Source organism: Aeromonas sp. FL131 (assembly GCF_049860615.1).
Taxonomy (GTDB): Bacteria; Pseudomonadota; Gammaproteobacteria; order Enterobacterales; family Aeromonadaceae; genus Aeromonas; species Aeromonas hydrophila.
Map to the genome: position 1 here is coordinate 180,657 of NZ_CP187596.1, position 26,390 is coordinate 207,046.

General features: G+C 58.1%; 20 protein-coding genes and 4 pseudogenes. 11 read left to right on the forward strand and 13 right to left on the reverse strand.

Features of this window, described 5'->3' with window-relative positions:
- Window positions 1-3: 3 nt before the first annotated feature.
- The gene (locus tag ACPW75_RS25270; protein ID WP_210538245.1) at window positions 4-879 is read right to left on the reverse strand and encodes a hypothetical protein; all 876 of its coding nucleotides are present in this window, start codon (window positions 877-879) and stop codon (window positions 4-6) included.
- 301 nt (window positions 880-1,180) lie between these two features.
- On the opposite strand from ACPW75_RS25270, the gene ACPW75_RS25275 reads away from it, so the two are divergent.
- A complete protein-coding gene (locus ACPW75_RS25275; RefSeq protein WP_210538244.1) occupies window positions 1,181-1,990 on the forward strand; it encodes a hypothetical protein in 810 nt (269 codons plus the stop codon).
- A gap of 76 nt (window positions 1,991-2,066) precedes the next feature.
- On the opposite strand, the gene ACPW75_RS25280 is transcribed toward ACPW75_RS25275, so the two are convergent.
- Window positions 2,067-2,900, reverse strand: coding sequence for a hypothetical protein (locus tag ACPW75_RS25280; RefSeq protein ID WP_341276231.1), 834 nt, complete (start codon window positions 2,898-2,900; stop codon window positions 2,067-2,069).
- 173 nt (window positions 2,901-3,073) lie between these two features.
- Window positions 3,074-4,120 (reverse strand): annotated as a pseudogene (locus ACPW75_RS25285) (methyl-accepting chemotaxis protein); the annotation flags it as partial.
- A 185-nt stretch (window positions 4,121-4,305) separates the two neighbouring features.
- Between ACPW75_RS25285 and ACPW75_RS25290 the strand changes: the two are divergent.
- The 4 genes and pseudogenes from ACPW75_RS25290 to ACPW75_RS25305 form a co-directional block, all read left to right on the forward strand.
- Window positions 4,306-5,568 carry an IS1380-like element ISEcp1 family transposase gene (locus ACPW75_RS25290; RefSeq protein ID WP_000608644.1) on the forward strand — a complete coding sequence of 421 codons (1,263 nt, stop codon included), beginning with the start codon at window positions 4,306-4,308 and terminating at the stop codon, window positions 5,566-5,568.
- Between the two features lie 249 nt (window positions 5,569-5,817).
- Entirely contained in the window at window positions 5,818-6,693 is an 876-nt protein-coding gene (locus ACPW75_RS25295) for an extended-spectrum class A beta-lactamase CTX-M-14 (protein ID WP_001617865.1), read from the forward strand.
- A 34-nt stretch (window positions 6,694-6,727) separates the two neighbouring features.
- Window positions 6,728-7,696 (forward strand): IS5-like element IS903B family transposase, encoded by a 969-nt coding sequence (locus ACPW75_RS25300; RefSeq protein WP_425904479.1) that lies wholly within the window; start codon window positions 6,728-6,730, stop codon window positions 7,694-7,696.
- A 56-nt stretch (window positions 7,697-7,752) separates the two neighbouring features.
- Window positions 7,753-8,850, forward strand: a pseudogene (locus ACPW75_RS25305) (TonB-dependent receptor domain-containing protein); the annotation flags it as partial.
- Window positions 8,851-8,917: 67 nt separating this feature from the next.
- Here the strand turns inward: ACPW75_RS25305 and ACPW75_RS25310 are convergent.
- Window positions 8,918-9,454, reverse strand: a pseudogene (locus ACPW75_RS25310) (PAS domain-containing protein); the annotation flags it as partial.
- 309 nt (window positions 9,455-9,763) lie between these two features.
- On the opposite strand from ACPW75_RS25310, the gene ACPW75_RS25315 reads away from it, so the two are divergent.
- From ACPW75_RS25315 to ACPW75_RS25325, 3 genes are read left to right on the forward strand one after another with little or no spacing between them, the layout of a single operon-like run.
- Complete coding sequence (locus tag ACPW75_RS25315; RefSeq protein ID WP_001161490.1) at window positions 9,764-10,324, forward strand: recombinase family protein; 561 nt, start codon at window positions 9,764-9,766, stop codon at window positions 10,322-10,324.
- Window positions 10,325-10,327: 3 nt separating this feature from the next.
- Window positions 10,328-13,294, forward strand: coding sequence for a Tn3-like element TnAs1 family transposase (locus ACPW75_RS25320; RefSeq protein ID WP_216945382.1), 2,967 nt, complete (start codon window positions 10,328-10,330; stop codon window positions 13,292-13,294).
- A gap of 57 nt (window positions 13,295-13,351) precedes the next feature.
- Entirely contained in the window at window positions 13,352-13,594 is a 243-nt protein-coding gene (locus tag ACPW75_RS25325; protein ID WP_000844627.1) for a transposase, read from the forward strand.
- A gap of 31 nt (window positions 13,595-13,625) precedes the next feature.
- Here ACPW75_RS25325 and tetR(A) read toward each other — a convergent pair whose 3' ends face one another.
- Window positions 13,626-14,276, reverse strand: a complete 651-nt coding sequence (tetR(A), locus tag ACPW75_RS25330; RefSeq protein WP_000164043.1) for a tetracycline resistance transcriptional repressor TetR(A) — start codon at window positions 14,274-14,276, stop codon at window positions 13,626-13,628.
- Between the two features lie 105 nt (window positions 14,277-14,381).
- On the opposite strand from tetR(A), the gene tet(A) reads away from it, so the two are divergent.
- Complete coding sequence (gene tet(A), locus ACPW75_RS25335) at window positions 14,382-15,581, forward strand: tetracycline efflux MFS transporter Tet(A) (protein ID WP_000804064.1); 1,200 nt, start codon at window positions 14,382-14,384, stop codon at window positions 15,579-15,581.
- Window positions 15,582-15,612: 31 nt separating this feature from the next.
- Here tet(A) and ACPW75_RS25340 read toward each other — a convergent pair whose 3' ends face one another.
- Window positions 15,613-16,497, reverse strand: coding sequence for a DMT family transporter (locus tag ACPW75_RS25340; RefSeq protein WP_000058717.1), 885 nt, complete (start codon window positions 16,495-16,497; stop codon window positions 15,613-15,615).
- Window positions 16,498-16,634: 137 nt separating this feature from the next.
- Complete coding sequence (locus ACPW75_RS25345; protein WP_001351729.1) at window positions 16,635-17,027, reverse strand: cysteine hydrolase family protein; 393 nt, start codon at window positions 17,025-17,027, stop codon at window positions 16,635-16,637.
- Window positions 17,028-17,030: 3 nt separating this feature from the next.
- On the opposite strand from ACPW75_RS25345, the pseudogene ACPW75_RS25350 reads away from it, so the two are divergent.
- Window positions 17,031-18,782: pseudogene (locus ACPW75_RS25350) on the forward strand (Tn3-like element TnAs1 family transposase); the annotation flags it as partial.
- A 292-nt stretch (window positions 18,783-19,074) separates the two neighbouring features.
- On the opposite strand, the gene ACPW75_RS25355 reads toward ACPW75_RS25350, so the two are convergent.
- The 5 genes from ACPW75_RS25355 to ACPW75_RS25375 form a co-directional block, all read right to left on the reverse strand.
- Entirely contained in the window at window positions 19,075-19,353 is a 279-nt protein-coding gene (locus tag ACPW75_RS25355) for a hypothetical protein (protein WP_425904480.1), read from the reverse strand.
- 165 nt (window positions 19,354-19,518) lie between these two features.
- Window positions 19,519-20,415 carry a hypothetical protein gene (locus ACPW75_RS25360; protein WP_246876688.1) on the reverse strand — a complete coding sequence of 299 codons (897 nt, stop codon included), beginning with the start codon at window positions 20,413-20,415 and terminating at the stop codon, window positions 19,519-19,521.
- A gap of 144 nt (window positions 20,416-20,559) precedes the next feature.
- Entirely contained in the window at window positions 20,560-21,396 is an 837-nt protein-coding gene (locus ACPW75_RS25365) for an aminoglycoside O-phosphotransferase APH(6)-Id (RefSeq protein ID WP_000480968.1), read from the reverse strand.
- Window positions 21,396-22,199 carry an aminoglycoside O-phosphotransferase APH(3'')-Ib gene (aph(3'')-Ib, locus tag ACPW75_RS25370; protein WP_010794532.1) on the reverse strand — a complete coding sequence of 268 codons (804 nt, stop codon included), beginning with the start codon at window positions 22,197-22,199 and terminating at the stop codon, window positions 21,396-21,398. Before aph(3'')-Ib ends, ACPW75_RS25365 begins: the two co-directional genes overlap by 1 nt.
- Before the next feature lie 65 nt (window positions 22,200-22,264).
- The gene (locus ACPW75_RS25375) at window positions 22,265-22,879 is read right to left on the reverse strand and encodes a recombinase family protein (RefSeq protein WP_000904906.1); all 615 of its coding nucleotides are present in this window, start codon (window positions 22,877-22,879) and stop codon (window positions 22,265-22,267) included.
- Window positions 22,880-23,004: 125 nt separating this feature from the next.
- On the opposite strand from ACPW75_RS25375, the gene ACPW75_RS25380 reads away from it, so the two are divergent.
- Complete coding sequence (locus ACPW75_RS25380) at window positions 23,005-25,890, forward strand: Tn3 family transposase (RefSeq protein ID WP_010794533.1); 2,886 nt, start codon at window positions 23,005-23,007, stop codon at window positions 25,888-25,890.
- A gap of 204 nt (window positions 25,891-26,094) precedes the next feature.
- Here the strand turns inward: ACPW75_RS25380 and ACPW75_RS25385 are convergent, their stop codons facing one another.
- Window positions 26,095-26,367 carry a hypothetical protein gene (locus ACPW75_RS25385; RefSeq protein ID WP_042041025.1) on the reverse strand — a complete coding sequence of 91 codons (273 nt, stop codon included), beginning with the start codon at window positions 26,365-26,367 and terminating at the stop codon, window positions 26,095-26,097.
- Window positions 26,368-26,390: the final 23 nt, after the last annotated feature.

Sequence of the window (26,390 nt, forward strand, 5' to 3'; positions counted from 1 at the left end):
CGATCAGCCGCCGCTCAAGCTGGCCAGCCACTTCAGCACCAGCTCGCTCAGCACCCCGCCGCCGGCGCCTTGCAGCACGGCCAGCACGCTACTACCGGCCAGCACGACGATCAGCGGCCATTTCCGTTTGGCGGTGGCGGCCTGGGGCTTGAGGGTGTCCTGCTCGTTCTGCCGCGTGTCGCGGTCTGCCGGCTGCAGTGGTGCATCCGCGTTCCCCTGCGCCAACCCGGACGGGCAAGCGGCCTTCTGCTCGCCGGTGACGGTTTGCTGTTGCTGGCCTCCCGGCGAGCTCACCATGACTTGGCCACCGTGGACTCCGCCCTCGATGTGAACGGTCACCGGTACCAACGGCTGGGGTAGGGAGGGCATCTCGTCCCCCTCGATCCCGGCCTTGGTCAGCTCGAGTGCCCAGTCCAACACCTTGTCACGGACTTGAACTACGACGGCATGCAGTTGTGATGCGTCCAGTTGATGCACGACCTGGTACTGATCGCGGGCTTTCGCTGACAAGCCATCGTAAACGCGATGCCCAGAGGGGAGTTGCACATAGAGGGAGCCTTGTGACCCCAGAACCTCCAACTTGCTGATCGAATCAAAACAGAGGTGAGCCTGAGCGGGAATCTCACCGTCAGCTTGGAACGTAAACAGATCAGTCAATTTGCCTGTCTGGACATCCCGCAGGTACACCGGGGCACGGATAAAACGGTATAGAGGAAGAGGATCTGACTCACGGTAGCCCCGCAGCTCCAGGTCGATCCAGGCTAACTGGTCGGATAGCTGGCACCGGTGGGCGATCACCTTGGCCTTGCGCAGCAGATCGGCGGTCTTGACGGCTGGATCGCTGGCCTGGGCGATGAGTTCAGGGAGTAGGGCAGGCATCGAGGCGCTCCTAGGCGACAAAAGAGCCCCAGTGTACCCGATTTGGCCTGCTCGCTTGCAGCGCTGCAAGCGGGGCGGACCCCGCTCGCCCTCGCTGACCCGATTGGGGGCGGGCTTTGGCCACTGACCAATAGTGCAAAACGGGTCGGAGAGCAGGTCAGCGCGTCAAGCTGGCTATGCAACTGATCATAGTAGCTGGCAGGCTGGTATCTATTTCTTCTGATTGTTTTTTCTTATAGATACCGACATGGCTCCTGCCATAAGTACCATAGGCATGGACTCAATGAAGGAGACTTGCCCAATGACCAAGAGAAGAATCGATGCCGTCGAAGTGTGCGAAGGTATTCTCAGAAAGGAGATAGAAAACAACGAGAAGAACAACATATGGCCTTCCATCAACGCCACGGTCAGGGTACTGCTCCGGCAAAGCCGGACCATGGCCCCCGTTTATGAAGAACTCTGCGAGCTGCTCCCCCTAGAACGGTACGTGACGAGTTTTTTGGATGCGCTGATCAGCACATTCACCTTCTGGGATGAAGATGACATGCGCAAGGCTAGGGAAGAACGTGGCAGGCTCATCCAAATCAACGAGGACATAGCGGATCTCGCAACTCGCTTGGGTGATTTGCTGAGGGAGAGAGAGGACATCTGTAATCGAGCGGGATTTGGGTGTGAAAGAGAAACCGGTCTGGCGGCGCTATTTGATCGTGCGGGTGAGCACAACCCGCTCTATACCCTGTACCCCCAGGATGAATTTATACGCCTTACGCACAGATACGAGCACAAGTATTGGCCGAGTATCGAAGACCTGCTCAGTGAGCTCGCAAGCGATGCGGAACAATCGGAGGTGTATGCCCACGATGCGGAAACGGAGGCTGGCACCTCATCTAGAAAGCCATCACAGTACGACGTCCTTCGCGCGTTCCAAGCAAAACTCGATGACTACGCACTCGGCGGCGAACTTCCATCCAAACTCAGACTGTCTGACAGCGCCATGGCCACCATCCTGAACTGTATCACGGAGCTCGATGCAGACTCCTTGGTCACAGCCGAATACATCAAGAGCTTTCGACAGAAGGAGCGAGCGAGAGCCAAATCACGGCAGAAGTAGGTCGCGAACCGTGGGGTTGACCGTTCACCCAGCATACACCGCAATGCCGTTGCGCCGCCCACCCCCCGGATATCGCTCAGTTGCCGCTCAAGGCGGCCAGCCTGCCCAACACTGTTTCCGTCAGTACCCCGCTGCCGGCCCCTTCCAGGATCGCCCGCACACTGTTGGCCACGGCGCCGATCACCGGCCACTTGGGCTTAGGGGAGGCGGCCTGGGCCTTGAGGGTATCCAGCTCGGCCTGCAGCTCCGCACACGCTTCTCCCTGCAGTTGCCCTTGCGCGATCACCTGTTGTAGCCACGGCAACAAGGCCGCCAGGGCAGCTTCCTTCTGTTCACTGGTCACAGTCTGCTGTTGCTGACCGCCGGGCGAGTTTTGCATCACCTGAAGACCATGAGCATCTCCATTGATGTGAATGTGGGTCACCGGCGCCACCTGCTGGGCTTGCTGCCGCTCTTGGGAAGTGAAGCTCATACCTTCCCCCAAGATCCCCTCCTTTTCAAGCTGCAGTGCCCAATTCAAGACCTGATTTCTGACCGCCCCCAAGATCCGGTTCATGCTGGCCAACGTGAACCGACGAAGAGGGGTACAGTTCGTATCACATGCCGCCCGCAAAGCATCAGCTTCGCGCGGGGAAAATTGCATATGAATATCGTCAGATTCAGCGCACCACCCCTCAATCTCGTCAACAGGCGTGTCAAAGTGGCAGAGTTGCCATCGAAATGCAGCCTCTGCAGACGGAAAGACCACCCCCTTCAGCCCATGGTGCCCATCGATCAGGACTTCTCCTTGCACATGCCGATAGACTGGGATGGCATCATCCGGCCCGTATCCATTGAGCTCGTGTCCAAGCCAGGTAACCCACTCGGGCAACTGCAGGCGGTGGGCCGCCACTAGGGGGAACCGCAGAATTCGGAAAAAATCGTACGCTAAGCTAACGGTGTTCTCGTGACAGCTCTTTGACTAGGCTTTCTAAGGCCATTCTGATAGCCCTGACTTCCTGAAAAGCCATGGCTAAAATTTGTGCGGCTAAAAGGGATAACCGATGGTAAAGTAAGTTATCCCTGTCGAGATACTGAAAAGCGTTATCCTCGTTTTTCCCAAAACTGTTTTGCCAGTTCGCTCAGAGCGCTAGTTAACTGAGCGACAGATTTCGCACTTTGCAAATTATTCTGCCCGGTCTGTACATTGGTATCAGCAGCATCGCGTATATTGATAATACTGCGGTTTATGTCTTCACTTACTGCTCCCTGCTGCTCGACCGCAGTCGCTATTTGCGCGTTCATGTCGGTAATTTCGTTAACGCGTTGGCCAATTCCATCAAGAGCTGTAGCTGCTTCCTCTGCGTGAGCTACACTCGTGTGCGCTTGCCGACTACTTTGCTCCATGACTGTAACAGCGGATTGCGCTCGCTCTTGTAGAGCGCTGATCATGCTTTGAATATCCGTTGTCGATTGCTGTGTGCGAGCAGCAAGACTGCGAACCTCATCGGCGACAACAGCAAAACCACGCCCCTGCTCACCAGCACGCGCGGCCTCAATTGCTGCGTTGAGTGCCAACAAATTCGTTTGCTCGGCGATCCCTCGTATAACGTCAAGAACTTTTGATATCTCGTTACTTTGACCTTCAAGCTCATGAATAACCTGAGTGGCTTGCCTAATTTCACCTTCAAGGGCAGTGATTGACTGGCTTGTGTGGGCTACCAGACGCTGGCCAGATGCCGTCTCAGTGTCTGCTCTTCCGGCCGCATCTGCAGCATGCTGTGCATTGCTCGCAACCTCTTGAATGCTTGCCACCATTTGGTTTACTGCCGTTGCTATTTGATCTGTCTCTGCCTGCTGCTCAACTGTAAGTACATTGCTTGACTCAATATCCTTTAGTAGGCCTCGGGTGTGTTCGCTAAGCCGATTTGATGCATCACCTATGCGACCTACTATGGCGCCTGTTTCAGCTTGCATCATTCGTAAAGCAAACTCTATTTGGCCAAACTCATCGGTGCGCCCAGTGTAGAGGGATTGACTTAATGGGTTATTGGAAATATTCCTGGCTCTTTCAACCAGTCTTCCAAGAGGAGAGAGAATAGCCAAAACACTAACAGAGCTTAAGCTTCCTGACATTAAAGTGGCTAACACCTAGATTCTACGTCAGTACTTCAAAAAGCATAATCAAAGCCTTGATAAATATGCATTCCTTCGAAATTCAGCTTTCACCCATTGGGTGAAAGAAAAGTGCTCAAAAATATGTTAAATTATCAGCTTTTATGACTCGATATATGGTAAAATAATAGTAAGAAAAGTAGTAAAAAGGGGTTCTAATTATGATTAATAAAATTGATTTCAAAGCTAAGAATCTAACATCAAATGCAGGTCTTTTTCTGCTCCTTGAGAATGCAAAAAGCAATGGGATTTTTGATTTTATTGAAAATGACCTCGTATTTGATAATGACTCAACAAATAAAATCAAGATGAATCATATAAAGACCATGCTCTGCGGTCACTTCATTGGCATTGATAAGTTAGAACGTCTAAAGCTACTTCAAAATGATCCCCTCGTCAACGAGTTTGATATTTCCGTAAAAGAACCTGAAACAGTGTCACGGTTTCTAGGAAACTTCAACTTCAAGACAACCCAAATGTTTAGAGACATTAATTTTAAAGTCTTTAAAAAACTGCTCACTAAAAGTAAATTGACATCCATTACGATTGATATTGATAGTAGTGTAATTAACGTAGAAGGTCATCAAGAAGGTGCGTCAAAAGGATATAATCCTAAGAAACTGGGAAACCGATGCTACAATATCCAATTTGCATTTTGCGACGAATTAAAAGCATATGTTACCGGATTTGTAAGAAGTGGCAATACTTACACTGCAAACGGTGCTGCGGAAATGATCAAAGAAATTGTTGCTAACATCAAATCAGACGATTTAGAAATTTTATTTCGAATGGATAGTGGCTACTTTGATGAAAAAATTATCGAAACGATAGAATCTCTTGGATGCAAATATTTAATTAAAGCCAAAAGTTATTCTACACTCACCTCACAAGCAACGAATTCATCAATTGTATTCGTTAAAGGAGAAGAAGGTAGAGAAACTACAGAACTGTATACAAAATTAGTTAAATGGGAAAAAGACAGAAGATTTGTCGTATCTCGCGTACTGAAACCAGAAAAAGAAAGAGCACAATTATCACTTTTAGAAGGTTCCGAATACGACTACTTTTTCTTTGTAACAAATACTACCTTGCTTTCTGAAAAAGTAGTTATATACTATGAAAAGCGTGGTAATGCTGAAAACTATATCAAAGAAGCCAAATACGACATGGCGGTGGGTCATCTCTTGCTAAAGTCATTTTGGGCGAATGAAGCCGTGTTTCAAATGATGATGCTTTCATATAACCTATTTTTGTTGTTCAAGTTTGATTCCTTGGACTCTTCAGAATACAGACAGCAAATAAAGACCTTTCGTTTGAAGTATGTATTTCTTGCAGCAAAAATAATCAAAACCGCAAGATATGTAATCATGAAGTTGTCGGAAAACTATCCGTACAAGGGAGTGTATGAAAAATGTCTGGTATAATAAGAATATCATCAATAAAATTGAGTGTTGCTCTGTGGATAACTTGCAGAGTTTATTAAGTATCATTGCAGCAAAGATGAAATCAATGATTTATCAAAAATGATTGAAAGGTGGTTGTAAATAATGTTACAATGTGTGAGAAGCAGTCTAAATTCTTCGTGAAATAGTGATTTTTGAAGCTAATAAAAAACACACGTGGAATTTAGGGAATACTGATGTAACACGGATTGACCGTATTGGGAGTTTGAGATGGTGACAAAGAGAGTGCAACGGATGATGTTCGCGGCGGCGGCGTGCATTCCGCTGCTGCTGGGCAGCGCGCCGCTTTATGCGCAGACGAGTGCGGTGCAGCAAAAGCTGGCGGCGCTGGAGAAAAGCAGCGGAGGGCGGCTGGGCGTCGCGCTCATCGATACCGCAGATAATACGCAGGTGCTTTATCGCGGTGATGAACGCTTTCCAATGTGCAGTACCAGTAAAGTTATGGCGGCCGCGGCGGTGCTTAAGCAGAGTGAAACGCAAAAGCAGCTGCTTAATCAGCCTGTCGAGATCAAGCCTGCCGATCTGGTTAACTACAATCCGATTGCCGAAAAACACGTCAACGGCACAATGACGCTGGCAGAACTGAGCGCGGCCGCGTTGCAGTACAGCGACAATACCGCCATGAACAAATTGATTGCCCAGCTCGGTGGCCCGGGAGGCGTGACGGCTTTTGCCCGCGCGATCGGCGATGAGACGTTTCGTCTGGATCGCACTGAACCTACGCTGAATACCGCCATTCCCGGCGACCCGAGAGACACCACCACGCCGCGGGCGATGGCGCAGACGTTGCGTCAGCTTACGCTGGGTCATGCGCTGGGCGAAACCCAGCGGGCGCAGTTGGTGACGTGGCTCAAAGGCAATACGACCGGCGCAGCCAGCATTCGGGCCGGCTTACCGACGTCGTGGACTGTGGGTGATAAGACCGGCAGCGGCGACTACGGCACCACCAATGATATTGCGGTGATCTGGCCGCAGGGTCGTGCGCCGCTGGTTCTGGTGACCTATTTTACCCAGCCGCAACAGAACGCAGAGAGCCGCCGCGATGTGCTGGCTTCAGCGGCGAGAATCATCGCCGAAGGGCTGTAACTGGTTTTGTTGAATAAATCGAACTTTTGCTGAGTTGAAGGATCAGATCACGTATCTTCCCGACAACGCAGACCGTTCCGTGGCAAAGCAAAAGTTCAAAATCACCAACTGGCCCACCTACAATAAAGCCCTCATCAACCGTGGCTCCATAACTTTCTGGCTGGATGATGAAGCTATTCAGGCCTGGTATGAGTCAGCAACACCTTCTTCACGAGGCAGACCTCAGCGCTATTCTGACCTTGCCATCACGACTGTGCTGGTCATTAAACGCGTATTCAGGCTGACCCTGCGCGCTGCGCAGGGCTTTATTGATTCCATTTTTTCTCTGATGAACGTTCCGCTACGCTGCCCGGATTACAGCTGTGTCAGCAGGCGGGCAAAGTCGGTTAATATCAGTTTCAAAACGCCCACCCGGGGTGAAATCGCACACCTGGTAATTGATTCCACCGGGCTGAAGGTCTTCGGTGAAGGCGAGAGGAAAGTCAAAAAGCATGGCCAGGAACGCCGTCGTATATGGCGTAAGCTGCATCTGGCAGTTGACAGTAAAACACATGAAATCATCTGCGCTGACCTGTCGCTGAACAACGTTACGGACTCAGAGGCCTTCCCCGGGTTAATCCGGCAAACCCACCGGAAAATCAGGTCAGCCGCCGCCGATGGAGCTTACGATACCCGGCTCTGTCACGATGAACTGCGGCGTAAGAAAATCAGCGCGCTTATCCCGCCCCGAAAAGGTGCGGGTTACTGGCCCGGTGAATATGCAGACCGTAACCGTGCAGTGGCTAATCAGCGAATGACCGGGAGTAATGCGCGGTGGAAATGGACAACAGATTACAACCGTCGCTCGATAGCGGAAACGGCGATGTACCGGGTAAAACAGCTGTTCGGGGGTTCACTGACGCTGCGTGACTACGATGGTCAGGTTGCGGAGGCTATGGCCCTGGTACGAGCGCTGAACAAAATGACGAAAGCAGGTATGCCTGAAAGCGTGCGTATTGCCTGAAAACACAACCCGCTACGGGGGAGACTTACCCGAAATCTGATTTATTCAACAAAGCCACGCGCTGGACACACCACGATGACAGCGGTTTTATCCCTTACGCCATCACCACCGGCCTTGATTACGAGGCGATGACCGAACAGCGCAAAGGCTATGAGAACTTTGTTTATCAGAACGGCGTTTACGATCTCGGCACCAAAGGTGATATGCGACGTAACGAACGTAACCTGATGTGGAACCTCGATCCCTACATTCAAACGCACTGGCAGCTCACCTCAGCCCTGGGGCTGGACGCCGGGGCGCGCTATAGCTCGGTATGGTTTGATTCCAACGATCGTTATGTTGTAGGTAAAAATGGTGATGATAGCGGCGAAGCGAGCTATCACAAGTGGCTTCCGGCGGCAGCGCTGAAGTATGCCATGACGCCGCAGTGGAACGTTTACCTCTCTGCCGGGAGGGGATTTGAAACGCCGACCATTAACGAGCTGTCCTATCGTCCCGATGGTCAGTCCGGGCTTAACTTTGCTCTGCAACCGGCCACTAACACCACCGTTGAAGCAGGCAGTAAATGGCAGGTGGGCACCGGGATGGCGAGCCTGAGCGTCTTCAATACGGACACGAAAAATGAAATTGTCGTTGCCGCCAGCGACAATGGCCGTACGTCCTATCAGAACGCGGGCAAGACGCGCCGCCGCGGGGTCGAACTGGGATGGGATCAGCAATTTGCGCCCGCCTGGCGCGCCAAACTGGCGTGGACGCTGCTGGATGCGACCTACCGTGAAAACGCCGGCGATGCTATTCAGAGCGGCAATCGGATCCCGGGGATTGCACGTAATAGCGCCTATGCCTCCTTTGGCTGGGTGCCGGAAGAGGGATGGTACGCTGGCGCTGAAGTCCGCTATATGAGCGATATTCAGGTCAACGATGCCAATAGCGAGCAGGCTCCAGCCTATACGGTGACGGCACTGAATACCGGCTATAAATATGTGCTAGATAACTGGACCGTCGACCTCTATACGCGCGTTGATAACCTGTTTGATAAGCGCTACGTCGGCTCTGTTATCGTCAACGAGAGCAACGGACGCTATTATGAACCGGCGCCGGGCCGTAACTATGGCGTTGGGCTATCGGTCAGCTATCAGTTTGATTCGCTGTAACAATACGGCTGCCGGAGAGTGCTATTGAGGTGAGGCTCCGGCAGCGGGTAAAGGCGTTGATTCCTGGTAACAATAAGCTGCTTATTGATGTATCAGTAAGCATGCCGGCAGCCATTGCGCTTGATATAATACTACCCCATATGAGCAAGAGTATTTTCACGGAAAAGCTAGCAGCCAATTTCGGCCTCGCGGCCTTCCCGCTTCTCAATTGAGCATATAATTTTTCCGCAGCCAAAACCTGCTCAGGTTCAGGCTTGGTCCTTACAGACTGGTATTCAACAATCGAACCATTCTTAGCTATTGGCGTTACATAAGCACTTACCCAATAGTGGTCGCCATTTTTACAGCGATTTTTTACTAGCCCCATCCATGAGCGGCCAGATTTTAATGTACTCCACATATGCTCAAATGCAGCAGGCGGCATATCTGGGTGTCTTACGATGTTGTGAGGCTGGCCTAATAGTTCTTCCTCAGTGAAACCACTGATTTTAATGAAGTCAGGATTAACGTACGTGATATGGCTTTGAGGGGAGGTAGTCGAAAGAATATTGGCATCTTTTGGGAGTTCTAAGTTTCGACCCGTCACTGGTAAATTCTGGCGCATAAGAACCTCAAGGGTTGGCTGTTTTATTTTATTGTTTTCGGCATTAAGCCCAATTTCTTGAGCGTTACGATAAAGCTAGCATGGAAACGATAGGTGCAAGCAAGTTAAGGGTTGCATCGCGCATGTCAATCTAGGCTATACCCTAACTTGATGTCAGGCAGGGCCGCGCCGCTTCGTCAGAATAGAGTCTGCTTTCCCATTTTTTGACACATGCCCGCGAAGGTTATAGATTTCAGCCTGACAGAAATGGGCTTTGAGGCACAACGGAACAGAAAGTGCACTTAAGCCGCCTTCAACCAAGGAGACATCGTGCAGGGGCACCGCATCGGCTACGTCCGGGTCAGCAGCTTTGACCAGAACCCGGAACGCCAGCTGGAACAAACCCAGGTGAGCAAGGTGTTCACCGACAAGGCATCGGGCAAGGACACCCAGCGCCCCCAGCTCGAAGCGCTGCTGAGCTTCGTCCGCGAAGGCGATACAGTGGTGGTGCACAGCATGGATCGGCTGGCCCGCAACCTCGATGACCTGCGTCGCTTGGTACAGAAGCTGACTCAGCGCGGCGTGCGCATCGAGTTCCTGAAGGAGGGCCTGGTGTTCACTGGCGAGGACTCGCCGATGGCCAACCTGATGCTGTCGGTGATGGGGGCCTTCGCTGAGTTCGAGCGCGCCCTGATCCGCGAGCGGCAGCGTGAGGGCATCGCCTTGGCCAAGCAGCGTGGCGCGTACCGGGGCCGCAAGAAAGCCCTGTCCGATGAGCAGGCTGCTACCCTGCGGCAGCGAGCGACGGCCGGCGAGCCCAAGGCGCAGCTTGCCCGCGAGTTCAACATCAGCCGGGAAACCCTCTACCAGTACCTCCGCACGGACGACTGACACATGCCGCGTCGCTTGATCCTCTCGGCCACGGAGCGGGACACCCTGCTTGCGCTGCCGGAAAGCCAGGATGACCTGATCCGCTACTACACCTTCAACGACTCCGACCTGTCGCTGATCCGCCAGCGACGCGGCGACGCCAACCGCCTCGGCTTCGCCGTGCAGCTCTGCCTGCTGCGCTACCCCGGTTACGCGCTGGGAACCGACAGCGAGCTGCCCGAGCCGGTCATCCTGTGGGTGGCGAAGCAAGTCCAGGCCGAGCCGGCGAGCTGGGCAAAGTACGGCGAGCGCGACGTGACCCGTCGCGAGCATGCCCAGGAACTGCGCACCTACCTGCAACTGGCCCCGTTCGGCCTGTCCGACTTCCGCGCCCTGGTGCGCGAGCTAACCGAGCTGGCCCAGCAGACCGACAAAGGCTTGCTGCTGGCCGGTCAGGCCCTGGAGAGCCTACGGCAGAAACGACGCATCCTGCCGGCGCTGAGCGTGATTGACCGGGCCTGCTCGGAAGCCATTGCGCGAGCCAATCGGCGGGTCTACCGCGCCCTGGTCGAACCACTCACGGACTCGCATCGGGCCAAGCTGGACGAGCTGTTGAAGCTCAAGGCCGGCAGCAGCATCACCTGGTTGACCTGGCTGCGCCAGGCACCGCTGAAACCCAACTCTCGGCACATGCTGGAACACATCGAGCGGCTGAAGACATTTCAGTTGGTGGACTTGCCCGAAGGCCTGGGCCGGCACATCCACCAGAACCGCCTGCTCAAGCTGGCCCGCGAGGGTGGGCAGATGACGCCCAAAGACCTCGGTAAGTTCGAGCCGCAGCGCCGCTACGCGACCCTGGCCGCCGTGGTGCTGGAGAGCACCGCGACCGTGATCGATGAGCTGGTCGATCTGCATGACCGCATCCTGGTCAAGCTGTTCAGCGGCGCGAAGCACAAGCATCAGCAGCAGTTCCAGAAGCAGGGCAAGGCGATCAACGACAAGGTGCGCCTGTACTCCAGGATCGGCCAGGCGCTGCTGGAAGCGAAGGAAAGCGGCAGCGACCCCTATGCCGCCATCGAGGCGGTGATTCCCTGGGACGAGTTCACCGAGAGCGTCAGCGAGGCCGAGCTGCTGGCCCGGCCGGAAGGCTTCGACCACCTGCACCTGGTCGGCGAGAACTTCGCCACCCTGCGCCGTTACACGCCGGCCTTGCTGGAGGTGCTGGAACTGCGCGCCGCGCCGGCCGCGCAAGGCGTGCTGGCAGCCGTGCAGACCCTGCGTGAGATGAACGCCGACAACCTGCGCAAGGTGCCGGCCGATGCACCCACGGCCTTCATCAAGCCGCGCTGGAAGCCGCTGGTGATCACCCCGGAAGGCCTCGACCGGAAATTCTACGAAATCTGCGCCCTGTCCGAGCTGAAGAACGCCCTGCGCTCCGGCGACATCTGGGTCAAGGGCTCGCGGCAGTTCCGCGACTTCGACGACTACCTGCTGCCGGCCGAGAAGTTCGCCGCACTCAAGCGCGAGCAGGCCCTGCCCCTGGCGATCAACCCGAACAGCGACCAGTACCTGGAAGAGCGTTTGCAGCTGCTGGACGAGCAGTTGGCCACCGTCACCCGCCTGGCCAAGGACAACGAGCTGCCCGATGCCATCCTCACCGAGTCAGGGCTGAAAATCACCCCGCTGGATGCGGCGGTGCCGGATCGGGCGCAGGCGCTGATCGACCAAACCAGCCAGTTACTGCCGCGCATCAAGATCACCGAACTGCTGATGGACGTGGACGACTGGACGGGCTTCAGCCGCCACTTCACCCACTTGAAGGACGGGGCCGAGGCCAAAGACAGGACGTTGCTGCTGTCCGCAATCCTCGGTGATGCGATCAACCTCGGGCTGACCAAGATGGCCGAGTCGAGCCCCGGCCTGACCTACGCCAAGCTGTCCTGGCTGCAAGCCTGGCACATCCGCGACGAAACCTATTCGGCGGCCTTGGCCGAGCTGGTCAACCACCAGTATCGCCACGCCTTTGCCGCCCACTGGGGCGACGGCACGACCTCATCCTCCGATGGCCAGCGCTTCCGCGCGGGTGGCCGGGGCGAGAGCACCGGGCACGTCAACCCGAAGTACGGTAGCGAGCCGGGACGGCTGTTCTATACCCATATCTCCGACCAGTACGCGCCGTTCAGCACCCGCGTGGTGAATGTCGGCGTCCGCGATTCCACCTATGTGCTCGACGGCCTGCTGTACCACGAGTCCGACCTGCGGATCGAGGAGCACTACACCGACACGGCCGGCTTCACCGATCACGTCTTTGCCCTGATGCACCTGCTAGGCTTCCGCTTCGCGCCGCGCATCCGCGACCTCGGCGAAACCAAGCTGTACGTGCCGCAGGGCGTGCAAGCCTACCCGACGTTGCGCCCGCTGATCGGCGGCACCCTGAACATCAAGCACGTGCGTGCCCACTGGGACGACATCCTGCGCCTGGCCAGCTCGATCAAGCAGGGCACCGTCACCGCCTCGCTGATGCTGCGCAAGCTCGGCAGCTACCCGCGCCAGAACGGACTGGCCGTGGCCCTGCGCGAGCTGGGCCGGATCGAGCGCACGCTGTTCATCCTGGACTGGCTGCAAAGTGTTGAACTGCCCCGCCGCGTGCATGCCGGCCTGAACAAAGGTGAGGCGCGCAACTCGCTGGCCAGGGCGGTGTTCTTCAACCGCCTTGGGGAAATCAGGGATCGGAGCTTCGAGCAGCAGCGCTACCGGGCCAGCGGCCTCAACCTGGTGACGGCGGCTATCGTGCTGTGGAACACGGTGTACCTGGAACGCGCCACCCAGGGGTTGGTCGAGGCCGGCAAGCCGGTGGACGGCGAGCTGCTGCAATTCCTGTCGCCGCTGGGCTGGGAGCACATCAACCTAACCGGCGATTACGTCTGGCGGCAGAGCCGCAGACTGGAAGACCGGAAGTTTCGGCCCTTACGGATGCCCGGAAAACCTTAGCGTACGATTTTTTCCGAATTCTGCGGGCTCCCCTATCTCATCTGCGCAAGGCAGAACGTGAAGACGGCCGCCCTGGACCTCGCCCGCGAGCGCCAGGCGCACGAGGCCGGCGCGCGGACCCGCGCCACGGCCCACGAGCGGACGCCGCAGCAGGAGCGCCAGAAGGCCGCCAGAGAGGCCGAGCGCGGCCGTGAGGCTTGGACGCTAGGGCAGGGCATGAAAAAGCCCGTAGCGGGCTGCTACGGGCGTCTGACGCGGTGGAAAGGGGGAGGGGATGTTGTCTACATGGCTCTGCTGTAGTGAGTGGGTTGCGCTCCGGCAGCGGTCCTGATCAATCGTCACCCTTTCTCGGTCCTTCAACGTTCCTGACAACGAGCCTCCTTTTCGCCAATCCATCGACAATCACCGCGAGTCCCTGCTCGAACGCTGCGTCCGGACCGGCTTCGTCGAAGGCGTCTATCGCGGCCCGCAACAGCGGCGAGAGCGGAGCCTGTTCAACGGTGCCGCCGCGCTCGCCGGCATCGCTGTCGCCGGCCTGCTCCTCAAGCACGGCCCCAACAGTGAAGTAGCTGATTGTCATCAGCGCATTGACGGCGTCCCCGGCCGAAAAACCCGCCTCGCAGAGGAAGCGAAGCTGCGCGTCGGCCGTTTCCATCTGCGGTGCGCCCGGTCGCGTGCCGGCATGGATGCGCGCGCCATCGCGGTAGGCGAGCAGCGCCTGCCTGAAGCTGCGGGCATTCCCGATCAGAAATGAGCGCCAGTCGTCGTCGGCTCTCGGCACCGAATGCGTATGATTCTCCGCCAGCATGGCTTCGGCCAGTGCGTCGAGCAGCGCCCGCTTGTTCCTGAAGTGCCAGTAAAGCGCCGGCTGCTGAACCCCCAACCGTTCCGCCAGTTTGCGTGTCGTCAGACCGTCTACGCCGACCTCGTTCAACAGGTCCAGGGCGGCACGGATCACTGTATTCGGCTGCAACTTTGTCATGCTTGACACTTTATCACTGATAAACATAATATGTCCACCAACTTATCAGTGATAAAGAATCCGCGCGTTCAATCGGACCAGCGGAGGCTGGTCCGGAGGCCAGACGTGAAACCCAACAGACCCCTGATCGTAATTCTGAGCACTGTCGCGCTCGACGCTGTCGGCATCGGCCTGATTATGCCGGTGCTGCCGGGCCTCCTGCGCGATCTGGTTCACTCGAACGACGTCACCGCCCACTATGGCATTCTGCTGGCGCTGTATGCGTTGATGCAATTTGCCTGCGCACCTGTGCTGGGCGCGCTGTCGGATCGTTTCGGGCGGCGGCCGGTCTTGCTCGTCTCGCTGGCCGGCGCTGCTGTCGACTACGCCATCATGGCGACGGCGCCTTTCCTTTGGGTTCTCTATATCGGGCGGATCGTGGCCGGCATCACCGGGGCGACTGGGGCGGTAGCCGGCGCTTATATTGCCGATATCACTGATGGCGATGAGCGCGCGCGGCACTTCGGCTTCATGAGCGCCTGTTTCGGGTTCGGGATGGTCGCGGGACCTGTGCTCGGTGGGCTGATGGGCGGTTTCTCCCCCCACGCTCCGTTCTTCGCCGCGGCAGCCTTGAACGGCCTCAATTTCCTGACGGGCTGTTTCCTTTTGCCGGAGTCGCACAAAGGCGAACGCCGGCCGTTACGCCGGGAGGCTCTCAACCCGCTCGCTTCGTTCCGGTGGGCCCGGGGCATGACCGTCGTCGCCGCCCTGATGGCGGTCTTCTTCATCATGCAACTTGTCGGACAGGTGCCGGCCGCGCTTTGGGTCATTTTCGGCGAGGATCGCTTTCACTGGGACGCGACCACGATCGGCATTTCGCTTGCCGCATTTGGCATTCTGCATTCACTCGCCCAGGCAATGATCACCGGCCCTGTAGCCGCCCGGCTCGGCGAAAGGCGGGCACTCATGCTCGGAATGATTGCCGACGGCACAGGCTACATCCTGCTTGCCTTCGCGACACGGGGATGGATGGCGTTCCCGATCATGGTCCTGCTTGCTTCGGGTGGCATCGGAATGCCGGCGCTGCAAGCAATGTTGTCCAGGCAGGTGGATGAGGAACGTCAGGGGCAGCTGCAAGGCTCACTGGCGGCGCTCACCAGCCTGACCTCGATCGTCGGACCCCTCCTCTTCACGGCGATCTATGCGGCTTCTATAACAACGTGGAACGGGTGGGCATGGATTGCAGGCGCTGCCCTCTACTTGCTCTGCCTGCCGGCGCTGCGTCGCGGGCTTTGGAGCGGCGCAGGGCAACGAGCCGATCGCTGATCGTGGAAACGATAGGCCTATGCCATGCGGGTCAAGGCGACTTCCGGCAAGCTATACGCGCCCTAGGAGTGCGGTTGGAACGTTGGCCCAGCCAGATACTCCCGATCACGAGCAGGACGCCGATGATTTGAAGCGCACTCAGCGTCTGATCCAAGAACAACCATCCTAGCAACACGGCGGTCCCCGGGCTGAGAAAGCCCAGTAAGGAAACAACTGTAGGTTCGAGTCGCGAGATCCCCCGGAACCAAAGGAAGTAGGTTAAACCCGCTCCGATCAGGCCGAGCCACGCCAGGCCGAGAACATTGGTTCCTGTAGGCATCGGGATTGGCGGATCAAACACTAAAGCTACTGGAACGAGCAGAAGTCCTCCGGCCGCCAGTTGCCAGGCGGTAAAGGTGAGCAGAGGCACGGGAGGTTGCCACTTGCGGGTCAGCACGGTTCCGAACGCCATGGAAACCGCCCCCGCCAGGCCCGCTGCGACGCCGACAGGATCTAGCGCTGCGTTTGGTGTCAACACCAACAGCGCCACGCCCGCAGTTCCGCAAATAGCCCCCAGGACCGCCATCAATCGTATCGGGCTACCTAGCAGAGCGGCAGAGATGAACACGACCATCAGCGGCTGCACAGCGCCTACCGTCGCCGCGACCCCGCCCGGCAGGCGGTAGACCGAAATAAACAACAAGCTCCAGAATAGCGAAATATTAAGTGCGCCGAGGATGAAGATGCGCATCCACCAGATTCCCGTTGGAATCTGTCGGACGATCATCACGAGCAATAAACCCGCCGGCAACGCCCGCAGCATCGCGACCGTCATCGGTGAGAAGTTCGGCAGGTATTGGGTGGTGACAATGTAGGTGCTGCCCCAAATGGCAGGTGCTATCGCTGTGAACAATAAATCGGGCGTGCGTAATGACATGCGATTACAAGACCTCCGCTACGGCGATGGGTTTTTGAGAGTTGCAGGCGCCGCGATGACCGCACCCTGACTTGGACTGGCCCTGCCTCGCACCAATCCACCTGCGGCTATGGCCGCGATCATGCGAGGCCCGAAAATTACACGACCTGTACACGTCCGCCGAACCCGGAACGCAACAGAGCTTCGTGGGCATCCCGATCCGGGTCGTAGCAGCAGTCCTGGACCAAACGCACGTCGTAGTCCGCATCACTAGCCCAGGCGACGCTTGAAAGAACAACGCCGGTGGTGCTTATCCCGGCCATGACAAGCGTGCTTACGCCGCGCGTCCGAAGGTCGGCGTCGAGCGCCGTGCCATAAAAGACGCTGGCTCGCGGACATGCATAGAAAAGGTCGCCCCGTTCGATCGCAAGCCCTTCGACGGGCAGACCGGTGCGAAATCGTCCGCTCGGGAGATACGGTGAGATTTGGCGATTCGTCGCCGGCGGCGCATGTTCATACTCTTCGCCGAGCGAAAAGTTGGGGAACAGCACGGGCCGGCCGCGCAAGGCGTGCTGGCAGCCGTGCAGACCCTGCGTGAGATGAACGCCGACAACCTGCGCAAGGTGCCGGCCGATGCACCCACGGCCTTCATCAAGCCGCGCTGGAAGCCGCTGGTGATCACCCCGGAAGGCCTCGACCGGAAATTCTACGAAATCTGCGCCCTGTCCGAGCTGAAGAACGCCCTGCGCTCCGGCGACATCTGGGTCAAGGGCTCGCGGCAGTTCCGCGACTTCGACGACTACCTGCTGCCGGCCGAGAAGTTCGCCGCACTCAAGCGCGAGCAGGCCCTGCCCCTGGCGATCAACCCGAACAGCGACCAGTACCTGGAAGAGCGTTTGCAGCTGCTGGACGAGCAGTTGGCCACCGTCACCCGCCTGGCCAAGGACAACGAGCTGCCCGATGCCATCCTCACCGAGTCAGGGCTGAAAATCACCCCGCTGGATGCGGCGGTGCCGGATCGGGCGCAGGCGCTGATCGACCAAACCAGCCAGTTACTGCCGCGCATCAAGATCACCGAACTGCTGATGGACGTGGACGACTGGACGGGCTTCAGCCGCCACTTCACCCACTTGAAGGACGGGGCCGAGGCCAAAGACAGGACGTTGCTGCTGTCCGCAATCCTCGGTGATGCGATCAACCTCGGGCTGACCAAGATGGCCGAGTCGAGCCCCGGCCTGACCTACGCCAAGCTGTCCTGGCTGCAAGCCTGGCACATCCGCGACGAAACCTATTCGGCGGCCTTGGCCGAGCTGGTCAACCACCAGTATCGCCACGCCTTTGCCGCCCACTGGGGCGACGGCACGACCTCATCCTCCGATGGCCAGCGCTTCCGCGCGGGTGGCCGGGGCGAGAGCACCGGGCACGTCAACCCGAAGTACGGTAGCGAGCCGGGACGGCTGTTCTATACCCATATCTCCGACCAGTACGCGCCGTTCAGCACCCGCGTGGTGAATGTCGGCGTCCGCGATTCCACCTATGTGCTCGACGGCCTGCTGTACCACGAGTCCGACCTGCGGATCGAGGAGCACTACACCGACACGGCCGGCTTCACCGATCACGTCTTTGCCCTGATGCACCTGCTAGGCTTCCGCTTCGCGCCGCGCATCCGCGACCTCGGCGAAACCAAGCTGTACGTGCCGCAGGGCGTGCAAGCCTACCCGACGTTGCGCCCGCTGATCGGCGGCACCCTGAACATCAAGCACGTGCGTGCCCACTGGGACGACATCCTGCGCCTGGCCAGCTCGATCAAGCAGGGCACCGTCACCGCCTCGCTGATGCTGCGCAAGCTCGGCAGCTACCCGCGCCAGAACGGACTGGCCGTGGCCCTGCGCGAGCTGGGCCGGATCGAGCGCACGCTGTTCATCCTGGACTGGCTGCAAAGTGTTGAACTGCGCCGCCGCGTGCATGCCGGCCTGAACAAAGGTGAGGCGCGCAACTCGCTGGCCAGGGCGGTGTTCTTCAACCGCCTTGGGGAAATCAGGGATCGGAGCTTCGAGCAGCAGCGCTACCGGGCCAGCGGCCTCAACCTGGTGACGGCGGCTATCGTGCTGTGGAACACGGTGTACCTGGAACGCGCCACCCAGGGGTTGGTCGAGGCCGGCAAGCCGGTGGACGGCGAGCTGCTGCAATTCCTGTCGCCGCTGGGCTGGGAGCACATCAACCTAACCGGCGATTACGTCTGGCGGCAGAGCCGCAGACTGGAAGACGGGAAGTTTCGGCCCTTACGGATGCCCGGAAAACCTTAGCGTACGATTTTTTCCGAATTCTGCGGGCTCCCCCACTAGGGCGCGGCGTAGCAGATCAGCGGTTTTAACGGCCGGATCGTTGGCCAGGGCAATCAGTTCGGGGATGAGTGCGGGCATGGACGTGCTCCTAGGCGATATTAGGCCCCCATTGTACTCGGTTTCGGTGGTTTGGATTGCAGGACTGCAAACGGCAGGATCCCGGCCCCACGCTGGCCGGTTTTTCCCGCCGCTTTGGCCGCTGACCAAGAAAGCAAACGCCCCGCATAAGCAGGGCGTGATCTGGGCACCATCGTTACAGGCCGTACTGGCCCACCTCGTGGATCCATTTTGTATCGTCATTGCCTGGCCGACCCGCGGTATACCCTGCCCAACAGAAGAACAGCAGGGCGCCTATCACCAGCAACACCTGCACAACCGTGAACCCCGCTCTGGCGCCATAACGATTTTTTTTCAACGCCTCCAGTATCCAGATCCCAGCGGCAACAAACAGCAGGATCAGCAGCGCTGTCATGCCCTCCTGTCTGATCCCCGCGATCAGCATCTTCAACGCATCCCAAACCCAAACCATCATGTCACCCTCCAGAACTACCAAGCCACGCTGTTTCGCGCAAAACACTGTATCCATATACAGTCTCGCAAGCGTACCATGCCGCCCCGCTCGAGCGCACCACCGACCATCCTCCCTTGTCGGGTGAGCGGCGGGATCAGCGCAACGCGGCAGCCGTCCCCCGTTCCATCAGCTGCCGCTCAAGGTGGCCAGCCAGCCCAGCGCCTGCGCCGCCAACACTCCCCCGCCGGCGCCTACCAGCACAGCCCGCACGCTGTCTGCCACGGCGCCGATCACCGGCCATTTTGGGTTAGGGGAGGCGGCCTGGGCCTTGAGGGTGTCCAGTTCGGCCTGCAGCTCTGCACACGCTTCTCCCTGCAGCTGTCCTTGTGCAATCACCTGCTGCAGCCACGGCAACAATGCAGCCAGCGCCTCGGCCTTCTGCTCGCCTGTCACTGTCTGCTGTTGCTGGCCGCCGGGCGAGCTCTGCATGAACTGAAAACCGGGGGCATCCCCCCCGATATGGATGTTCACCGGCGCCAGCTGCTGGGCCTGCTGCTGCTCCTGGGAGGTAAAGCTCATCCCGTCCCCCTGGATCCCCGCCTCGGCCAAGTCGAGTGCCCAAGTCAGCAGCTTGTCTCGGACCGCCTCAATAAGCCCACGAACTTGGTTTGACCCCAAGGCGAGTTCTGGCACGCCTGGCAGTGAAAGCTCTTGTATCAGAAATTGGCTCTGTTCGGGGGTGAAGAACGAACGAACAACTTCACCAGGTACAGCCAGGTCCTCCAAGGCCCCCATCGGATGACCAAACCGGGATTCCGTTATTAACCTGTTCATCTCGGCATTCCTAATTGGCAATGGAAGCCTCCCATGACCAGGCACATCGACTTTGAGCTCACCTTGCAGCACACGGTAGGGCGGTAAATCCCCGGGCTGCGGATAGCCTTGCAGTTCATGGTCTATCCAAGCGGCCCACTCGGGCTGCTTGAGCAAGCGGGCGGCCACCATAGCCTTGCGCAGCAGGTCGGTGGTTTTGACGGTCGGATCGCTGGCCATGGCGATCAGCTCGGGGATAAGGGCGGGCATCGGATGCTCCTATGGGTCGACAAGGGAGGCCCATTGTAGGGGTCGTTTGCGGGAGAGGGCGAAATCCTACGCTAAGGCTTTGGCCAACGATATTCTCCGGTAAGATTGATGTGTTCCGAGGGGATAGGAGAAGTCGCTTGATATCTAGTATGACGTCTGTCGCACCTGCTTGATCGCGGCCGCGATAGCTAGATCGCGTTGCTCCTCTTCTCCATCCGCGTTCCAAGCTGCGGAAAGGCACCCATAAGCGTACGCCTGGTCGAGCAGGCGACGCGGATCGACGTCCAGCGCACGAGAGAATGCGTCCGCCATCTGTGCAATGCGTCTGGGATCGAGACAAAGGTCGTCTCTGTCAGCCGGATCGTAGAACATATTGGCGGCGCCAAAGCCCACTTCACCGACCAGACCGACGGGATCTATCACCAGCCAGCCGCGACTGGAGAACATGATGTTTTCATGATGCAGATCGCCATGTAGCCCACGCAGTTCCGAGGCATTGCTCATCATTTGATCGGCTATAATCGCCGCGTGGACGTAGTCAGTTTGACAACCTGCGTTTTGATCATCGCGCGCCCGCTGAAACAAAGCTGCAAAGCGATCCCGGATCGGGAGAAGGGCAGAAGGCAGGGGTTCCTCAGATGCGGCATACAGCTTCGCCATTAGTTCCGCTGCAATTTCGGTCGCCTGGTAGTCGCCGTGCTCGGCAACGATGTGAGAGAGCATTCGCTCCCCGGCATATTCGAGCAACATCAGATTGTTCTCACGACCGAGCAACCGGACTGCTCCCCTCCCATTGCGCCATACCAGATAGTCGGCCCCGCGCAGTTCATCAGCAATGTCTTCTATAGGTTTCAATCCCTTGACGATTGCAGGAGTCCCGTCTGGCAATGAAACTTTCCAAACGAGGCTGGAAAAGGTGTCCGCAATGAGAACAGGTTGCGAAACGTGCCAATGAGCAGGAAAAACAGGCGGCATGAACATCAACCCCAAGTCAGAGGGTCCAATCGCAGATAGAAGGCAAGGCGTTCGCGGTCGGGGGCTTCGATCCCCAATACATTGAATAGGACAGCGAAGGCGCGCTCTGCTTCATCTGGCGCTGCCCAGTTCTCTTCGGCGTTAGCAATCATGAGTGCCAAATCGGCATAGCGATCTGCTGTTCCGAGCCGCCCAAGGTCGATCAGACCCGTGCATTGAAGAGTTTTAGGGTCCACCATGAAGTTCGGCATGCAGGGATCACCATGGCAAACAACCATATCGGTGCGCTCTTGGTCGAGCCGCACCGGTAGCTCTCGTTCGACACGAGCCAAAAGATCGAGCTGCGGCGTACTCTTGTCCTCGTCCGGTAAGAAGTCGGGATTGACGGCATTGCGGGACACCACATCAACGGCGCGTCCGAACATTCGCGACAGCCTGCGCTCAAACGGACATTGATCAACCAATAGGCTGTGAACAGCGCCAAGTTGCTGCCCCATTGACGGCCACGCTTTGAGCAAATCCGCTCCAGACAGATCAGCCGCCGGTACTCCCGGAATTGCCGTTATCACCAAGCATGCACCCTCCTGTTCCTCCTGCCAGTTGATCACCTCGGGGCAAGCCACACCTCGACCTTTGAGCCAAATGAGGCGGTCACGCTCTCCAGCGAGCTCACCGCGGCGGGAAGCAGGTGCGATTTTCGCGAAGGCATGCCCGTCACCACGTCGAAAAACAAAATCACCAGATTCTCCGCCTCTGACAGGCAACCAGTCAGAATGCGATTCACCAAAAAAAATATTAGTTCGATTCAATGGAGGTTCCTTCAGTTTTCTGATGAAGCGCGGAGGTGGCTCAACCTGCGAAAAGAAACGAGTTGCTACGTAAGTCCGAGAACATGCTTTCCATGGTCTCTGAGCTCGCCTTTGGGACCGACATATCGGTAGAGAGTGACGCGCTCGATGCCGAGTTCCTTGCAGAGATCGGAAACTGAAGTATCGCGCTGGGCCATGGCGGCTTGCGCGAGACGCACCTGAGCTTTGGTGAGCGCGAATTTTCGTCCGCCCTTGCGACCGCGCGCTCTCGCGGAGGCGAGACCCGCCATGGTGCGCTCTCGGATCAGATCCCGCTCGAACTCGGCTAAGGTGGCGAAGATTCCGAACACCATGCGACCGGACGCAGTCGTGGTGTCGATCTGAGCGCCCTTTCCAGTCAGAACCCGCAGGCCGATCTTGCGGTCTGACAGCTCCTTCACCGTGTTGACCAGATGGGCAAGCGATCGTCCGAGGCGATCGAGCTTCCAGACCACCAGCACATCGCCGTCACGCAATGACTTGAGGCAGGCAGTCAAGCCAGGGCGATCATCACGACCGCCGGAAGCAAGATCATCATAGATATTGTCCCGTTCGACACCTGCGGCGCGCAAGGCGTCGTGCTGCAGGTCGAGAGACTGCGAGCCATCGGCTTTGGAGACGCGGGCATATCCGATCAGCATGTATCACAAACGTTGGTTTGAGGCGGCGCTTCGGCCACGATTGCATTGACCTCTGGAAATGTATCTCAACCAGCTTCATAAATAAAGCGTCTTGAACGCTATCAGATTTTGAAAAAGGAACATGTATGCCGCGTCGCGTCACTCTAACCGATCGGCAGAAAGACGCGCTGTTGCGCTTGCCGACTTCACAGACGGATTTGCTCAAGCACTATACGCTGAGTGATGAAGACCTTGGGCATATCAGGCTGCGTCGGCGCGCTCACAACAGGTTCGGCTTCGCCCTGCAATTGTGTGTCCTGCGCTATCCCGGCCGGGTGCTGGCTCCAGGCGAACTGATCCCTGCAGAGGTCATCGAATTTATCGGAGCGCAGCTTGGCCTGGGTGCCGACGATCTCGTAGACTATGCTGCCCGCGAGGAAACACGGCACGAGCATCTTGCCGAGTTACGGGGGCTCTACGGCTTCCGCACCTTCTCCGGACGTGGTGCGAGGGAGCTGAAGGAATGGTTGTTCCGAGAAGCCGAGATGGCGGTGTCGAACGAGGATATCGCCCGTCGCTTCGTAGCCGAGTGCCGACGCACCCGCACTGTCCTTCCCGCGACATCCACGATCGAGCGGCTTTGTGCCGCGGCTCTCGTCGATGCCGAGCGACGCATCGAGACGAGGATCGCCAGTCGGCTGCCTATGCCGATCCGAGAACAGTTGCTGGCATTGCTCGAGGAGACGGCTGATGATCGGGTGACCCGTTTTGTGTGGCTGCGCCAGTTCGAGCCTGGCTCGAACTCTTCGTCGGCCAACCGGCTGCTCGACCGGCTCGAATATCTGCAACGCGTCGATCTCCCCGAGGATCTGCTTGCCGGCGTTCCTGCCCATCGGGTGACTCGTCTGCGCAGGCAGGGTGAACGGTATTATGCCGACGGCATGCGCGATCTCCCGGAGGACAGGCGGCTTGCGATCTTGGCTGTTTGCGTCTCGGAATGGCAGGCGATGTTGGCCGACGCAGTGGTCGAAACCCACGACCGGATCGTCGGCCGTCTCTACCGTGCTTCGGAGCGTATTTGCCATGCAAAGGTCGCAGACGAAGCGGGGGTGGTGCGTGACACCCTGAAATCCTTCGCCGAGATCGGGGGCGCCCTGGTCGATGCACAGGATGATGGCCAGCCGCTGGGCGATGTCATCGCGAGTGGGTCAGGGTGGGACGGCTTAAAAACCCTTGTTGCAATGGCAATCAGGCTGACCGCCACCATGGCCGACGATCCGCTCAATCATGTGCTCGACGGTTATCACCGCTTCCGCCGATTCACTCCACGCATGTTGCGCCTGCTCGATCTGCGAGCTGCGCCCGTTGCACTGCCGCTTCTGGAAGCGGTGACGGTCCTTCGTACCGGTTTGAACGATGCCGCGATGACCAGCTTCTTGCGGCCCAGCTCGAAATGGCATCGCCACCTTCGGGCCCAGAGGGCTGGCGACGCTCGCCTATGGGAGATCGCGGTGCTGTTCCATCTGCGCGATGCGTTCCGCTCCGGAGATGTCTGGCTTACTAGGTCCCGGCGCTATGGCGATCTGAAACACGCACTCGTTCCGGCACAAGCCATCGCGGAAGGCGGTCGTCTCGCTGTGCCATTGCGGCCGGAGGAATGGCTGGCAGACCGGCAAGCTCGCCTCGACATGCGGTTGCGCGAGCTTGGCCGTGCCGCTCGCGCAGGCACGATCCCGGGCGGGTCGATTGAGAACGGCGTTCTGCATATCGAGAAACTCGAAGCCGCCGCGCCGACAGGCGCCGAAGATCTGGTGCTCGATCTCTACAAGCAGATCCCGCCCACGCGCATCACCGATCTCCTGCTGGAGGTGGATGCGGCGACCGGCTTCACCGAAGCGTTCACCCATCTGCGCACAGGAGCACCCTGCGCTGACCGGATCGGGCTAATGAACGTTATCTTGGCGGAAGGGATCAACCTCGGCTTGCGCAAAATGGCGGATGCGACAAACACCCACACCTTCTGGGAATTGATCCGCATTGGACGGTGGCATGTCGAGGGCGAAGCCTATGACCGGGCGCTGGCCATGGTGGTCGAGGCACAGGCAGCGTTACCCATGGCCCGGTTCTGGGGCATGGGCACGTCGGCTTCGAGCGACGGACAGTTCTTCGTCGCTACAGAGCAAGGTGAGGCCATGAACCTGGTCAACGCGAAATATGGCAATACCCCGGGCCTGAAAGCCTATAGCCACGTCTCCGACCAATATGCGCCGTTCGCAACCCAGGTGATTCCTGCAACGGCAAGCGAAGCGGCTTACATCCTCGATGGCCTGCTGATGAACGATGCTGGACGCCATATCCGCGAGCAGTTCACCGACACGGGCGGCTTCACCGATCACGTCTTTGCCGCATGTGCCATTCTCGGCTACCGGTTCGCTCCGCGCATCCGCGACCTGCCATCCAAACGGCTCTACGCGTTCAATCCGTCGGCCGCCCCGGCGCACCTGCGAGCGTTGATCGGCGGAAAGGTCAACCAAGCCATGATCGAGCGCAATTGGCCCGACATCCTGCGCATCGCCGCCACCATTGCTGCCGGGACCGTCGCGCCAAGCCAGATTCTGCGGAAACTCGCCTCCTATCCGCGGCAGAACGAGCTCGCGACAGCCCTGCGGGAAGTCGGTCGCGTCGAGCGCACCCTGTTCATGATCGACTGGATTCTGGATGCCGAACTCCAACGGCGTGCCCAGATCGGGCTCAACAAAGGCGAAGCTCATCATGCGCTGAAGCGGGCAATCAGCTTCCACCGCCGCGGTGAAATCCGCGACCGTTCCGCCGAAGGCCAGCATTACCGCATCGCCGGCATGAATCTGCTCGCCGCCATCATCATCTTCTGGAACACCATGAAGCTCGGCGAGGTCGTTGCAAACCAGAAACGCGATGGAAAGCTGCTATCGCCCGATCTCTTGGCCCATGTTTCGCCGCTCGGATGGGAACACATCAATCTCACCGGAGAATATCGTTGGCCAAAGCCTTAGCGTAGGATTCCGCCCCCTCCCGCAAACGACCCCTTGTACCCGGTTTGGCCCTGTCGGTTGCAGGGCTGCAAGCGGCAGGATCCCGGCCCCTCGCTGGCCGGTTTTCCCCGGTACTTTGGCCGCTGACCAATAAAACAAAGCCCCGCAGGGCGGGGCAATGTGTGACGGCAAGGCCGGTGATCACGGTCGGAGCGGGGGAGGCGGTCACCTGACTTTGTGGAAGATGATGAGGATCAGGGGGACGCAGATCAGGAAGCCCAGGGAGGCCGCGTCAAACACCACACCGGTGGCTTGCATCACCGCGTCCATCATGGCGCGGTGATACTCCAACGAGACGGGGCCGGTCCCGATCACGCTCTCCTTCTCCGCAATGTGCCCGAAACTTGTCGAGGCCACCCCCAGCCAGAGGTAATAGCCCAGCGACACCAGCGCAATGCCGGCCCAACGCAACACGGTTTTGGTCTTACTTGCTGACATGGTTTTCTCCACCTAATAACCCC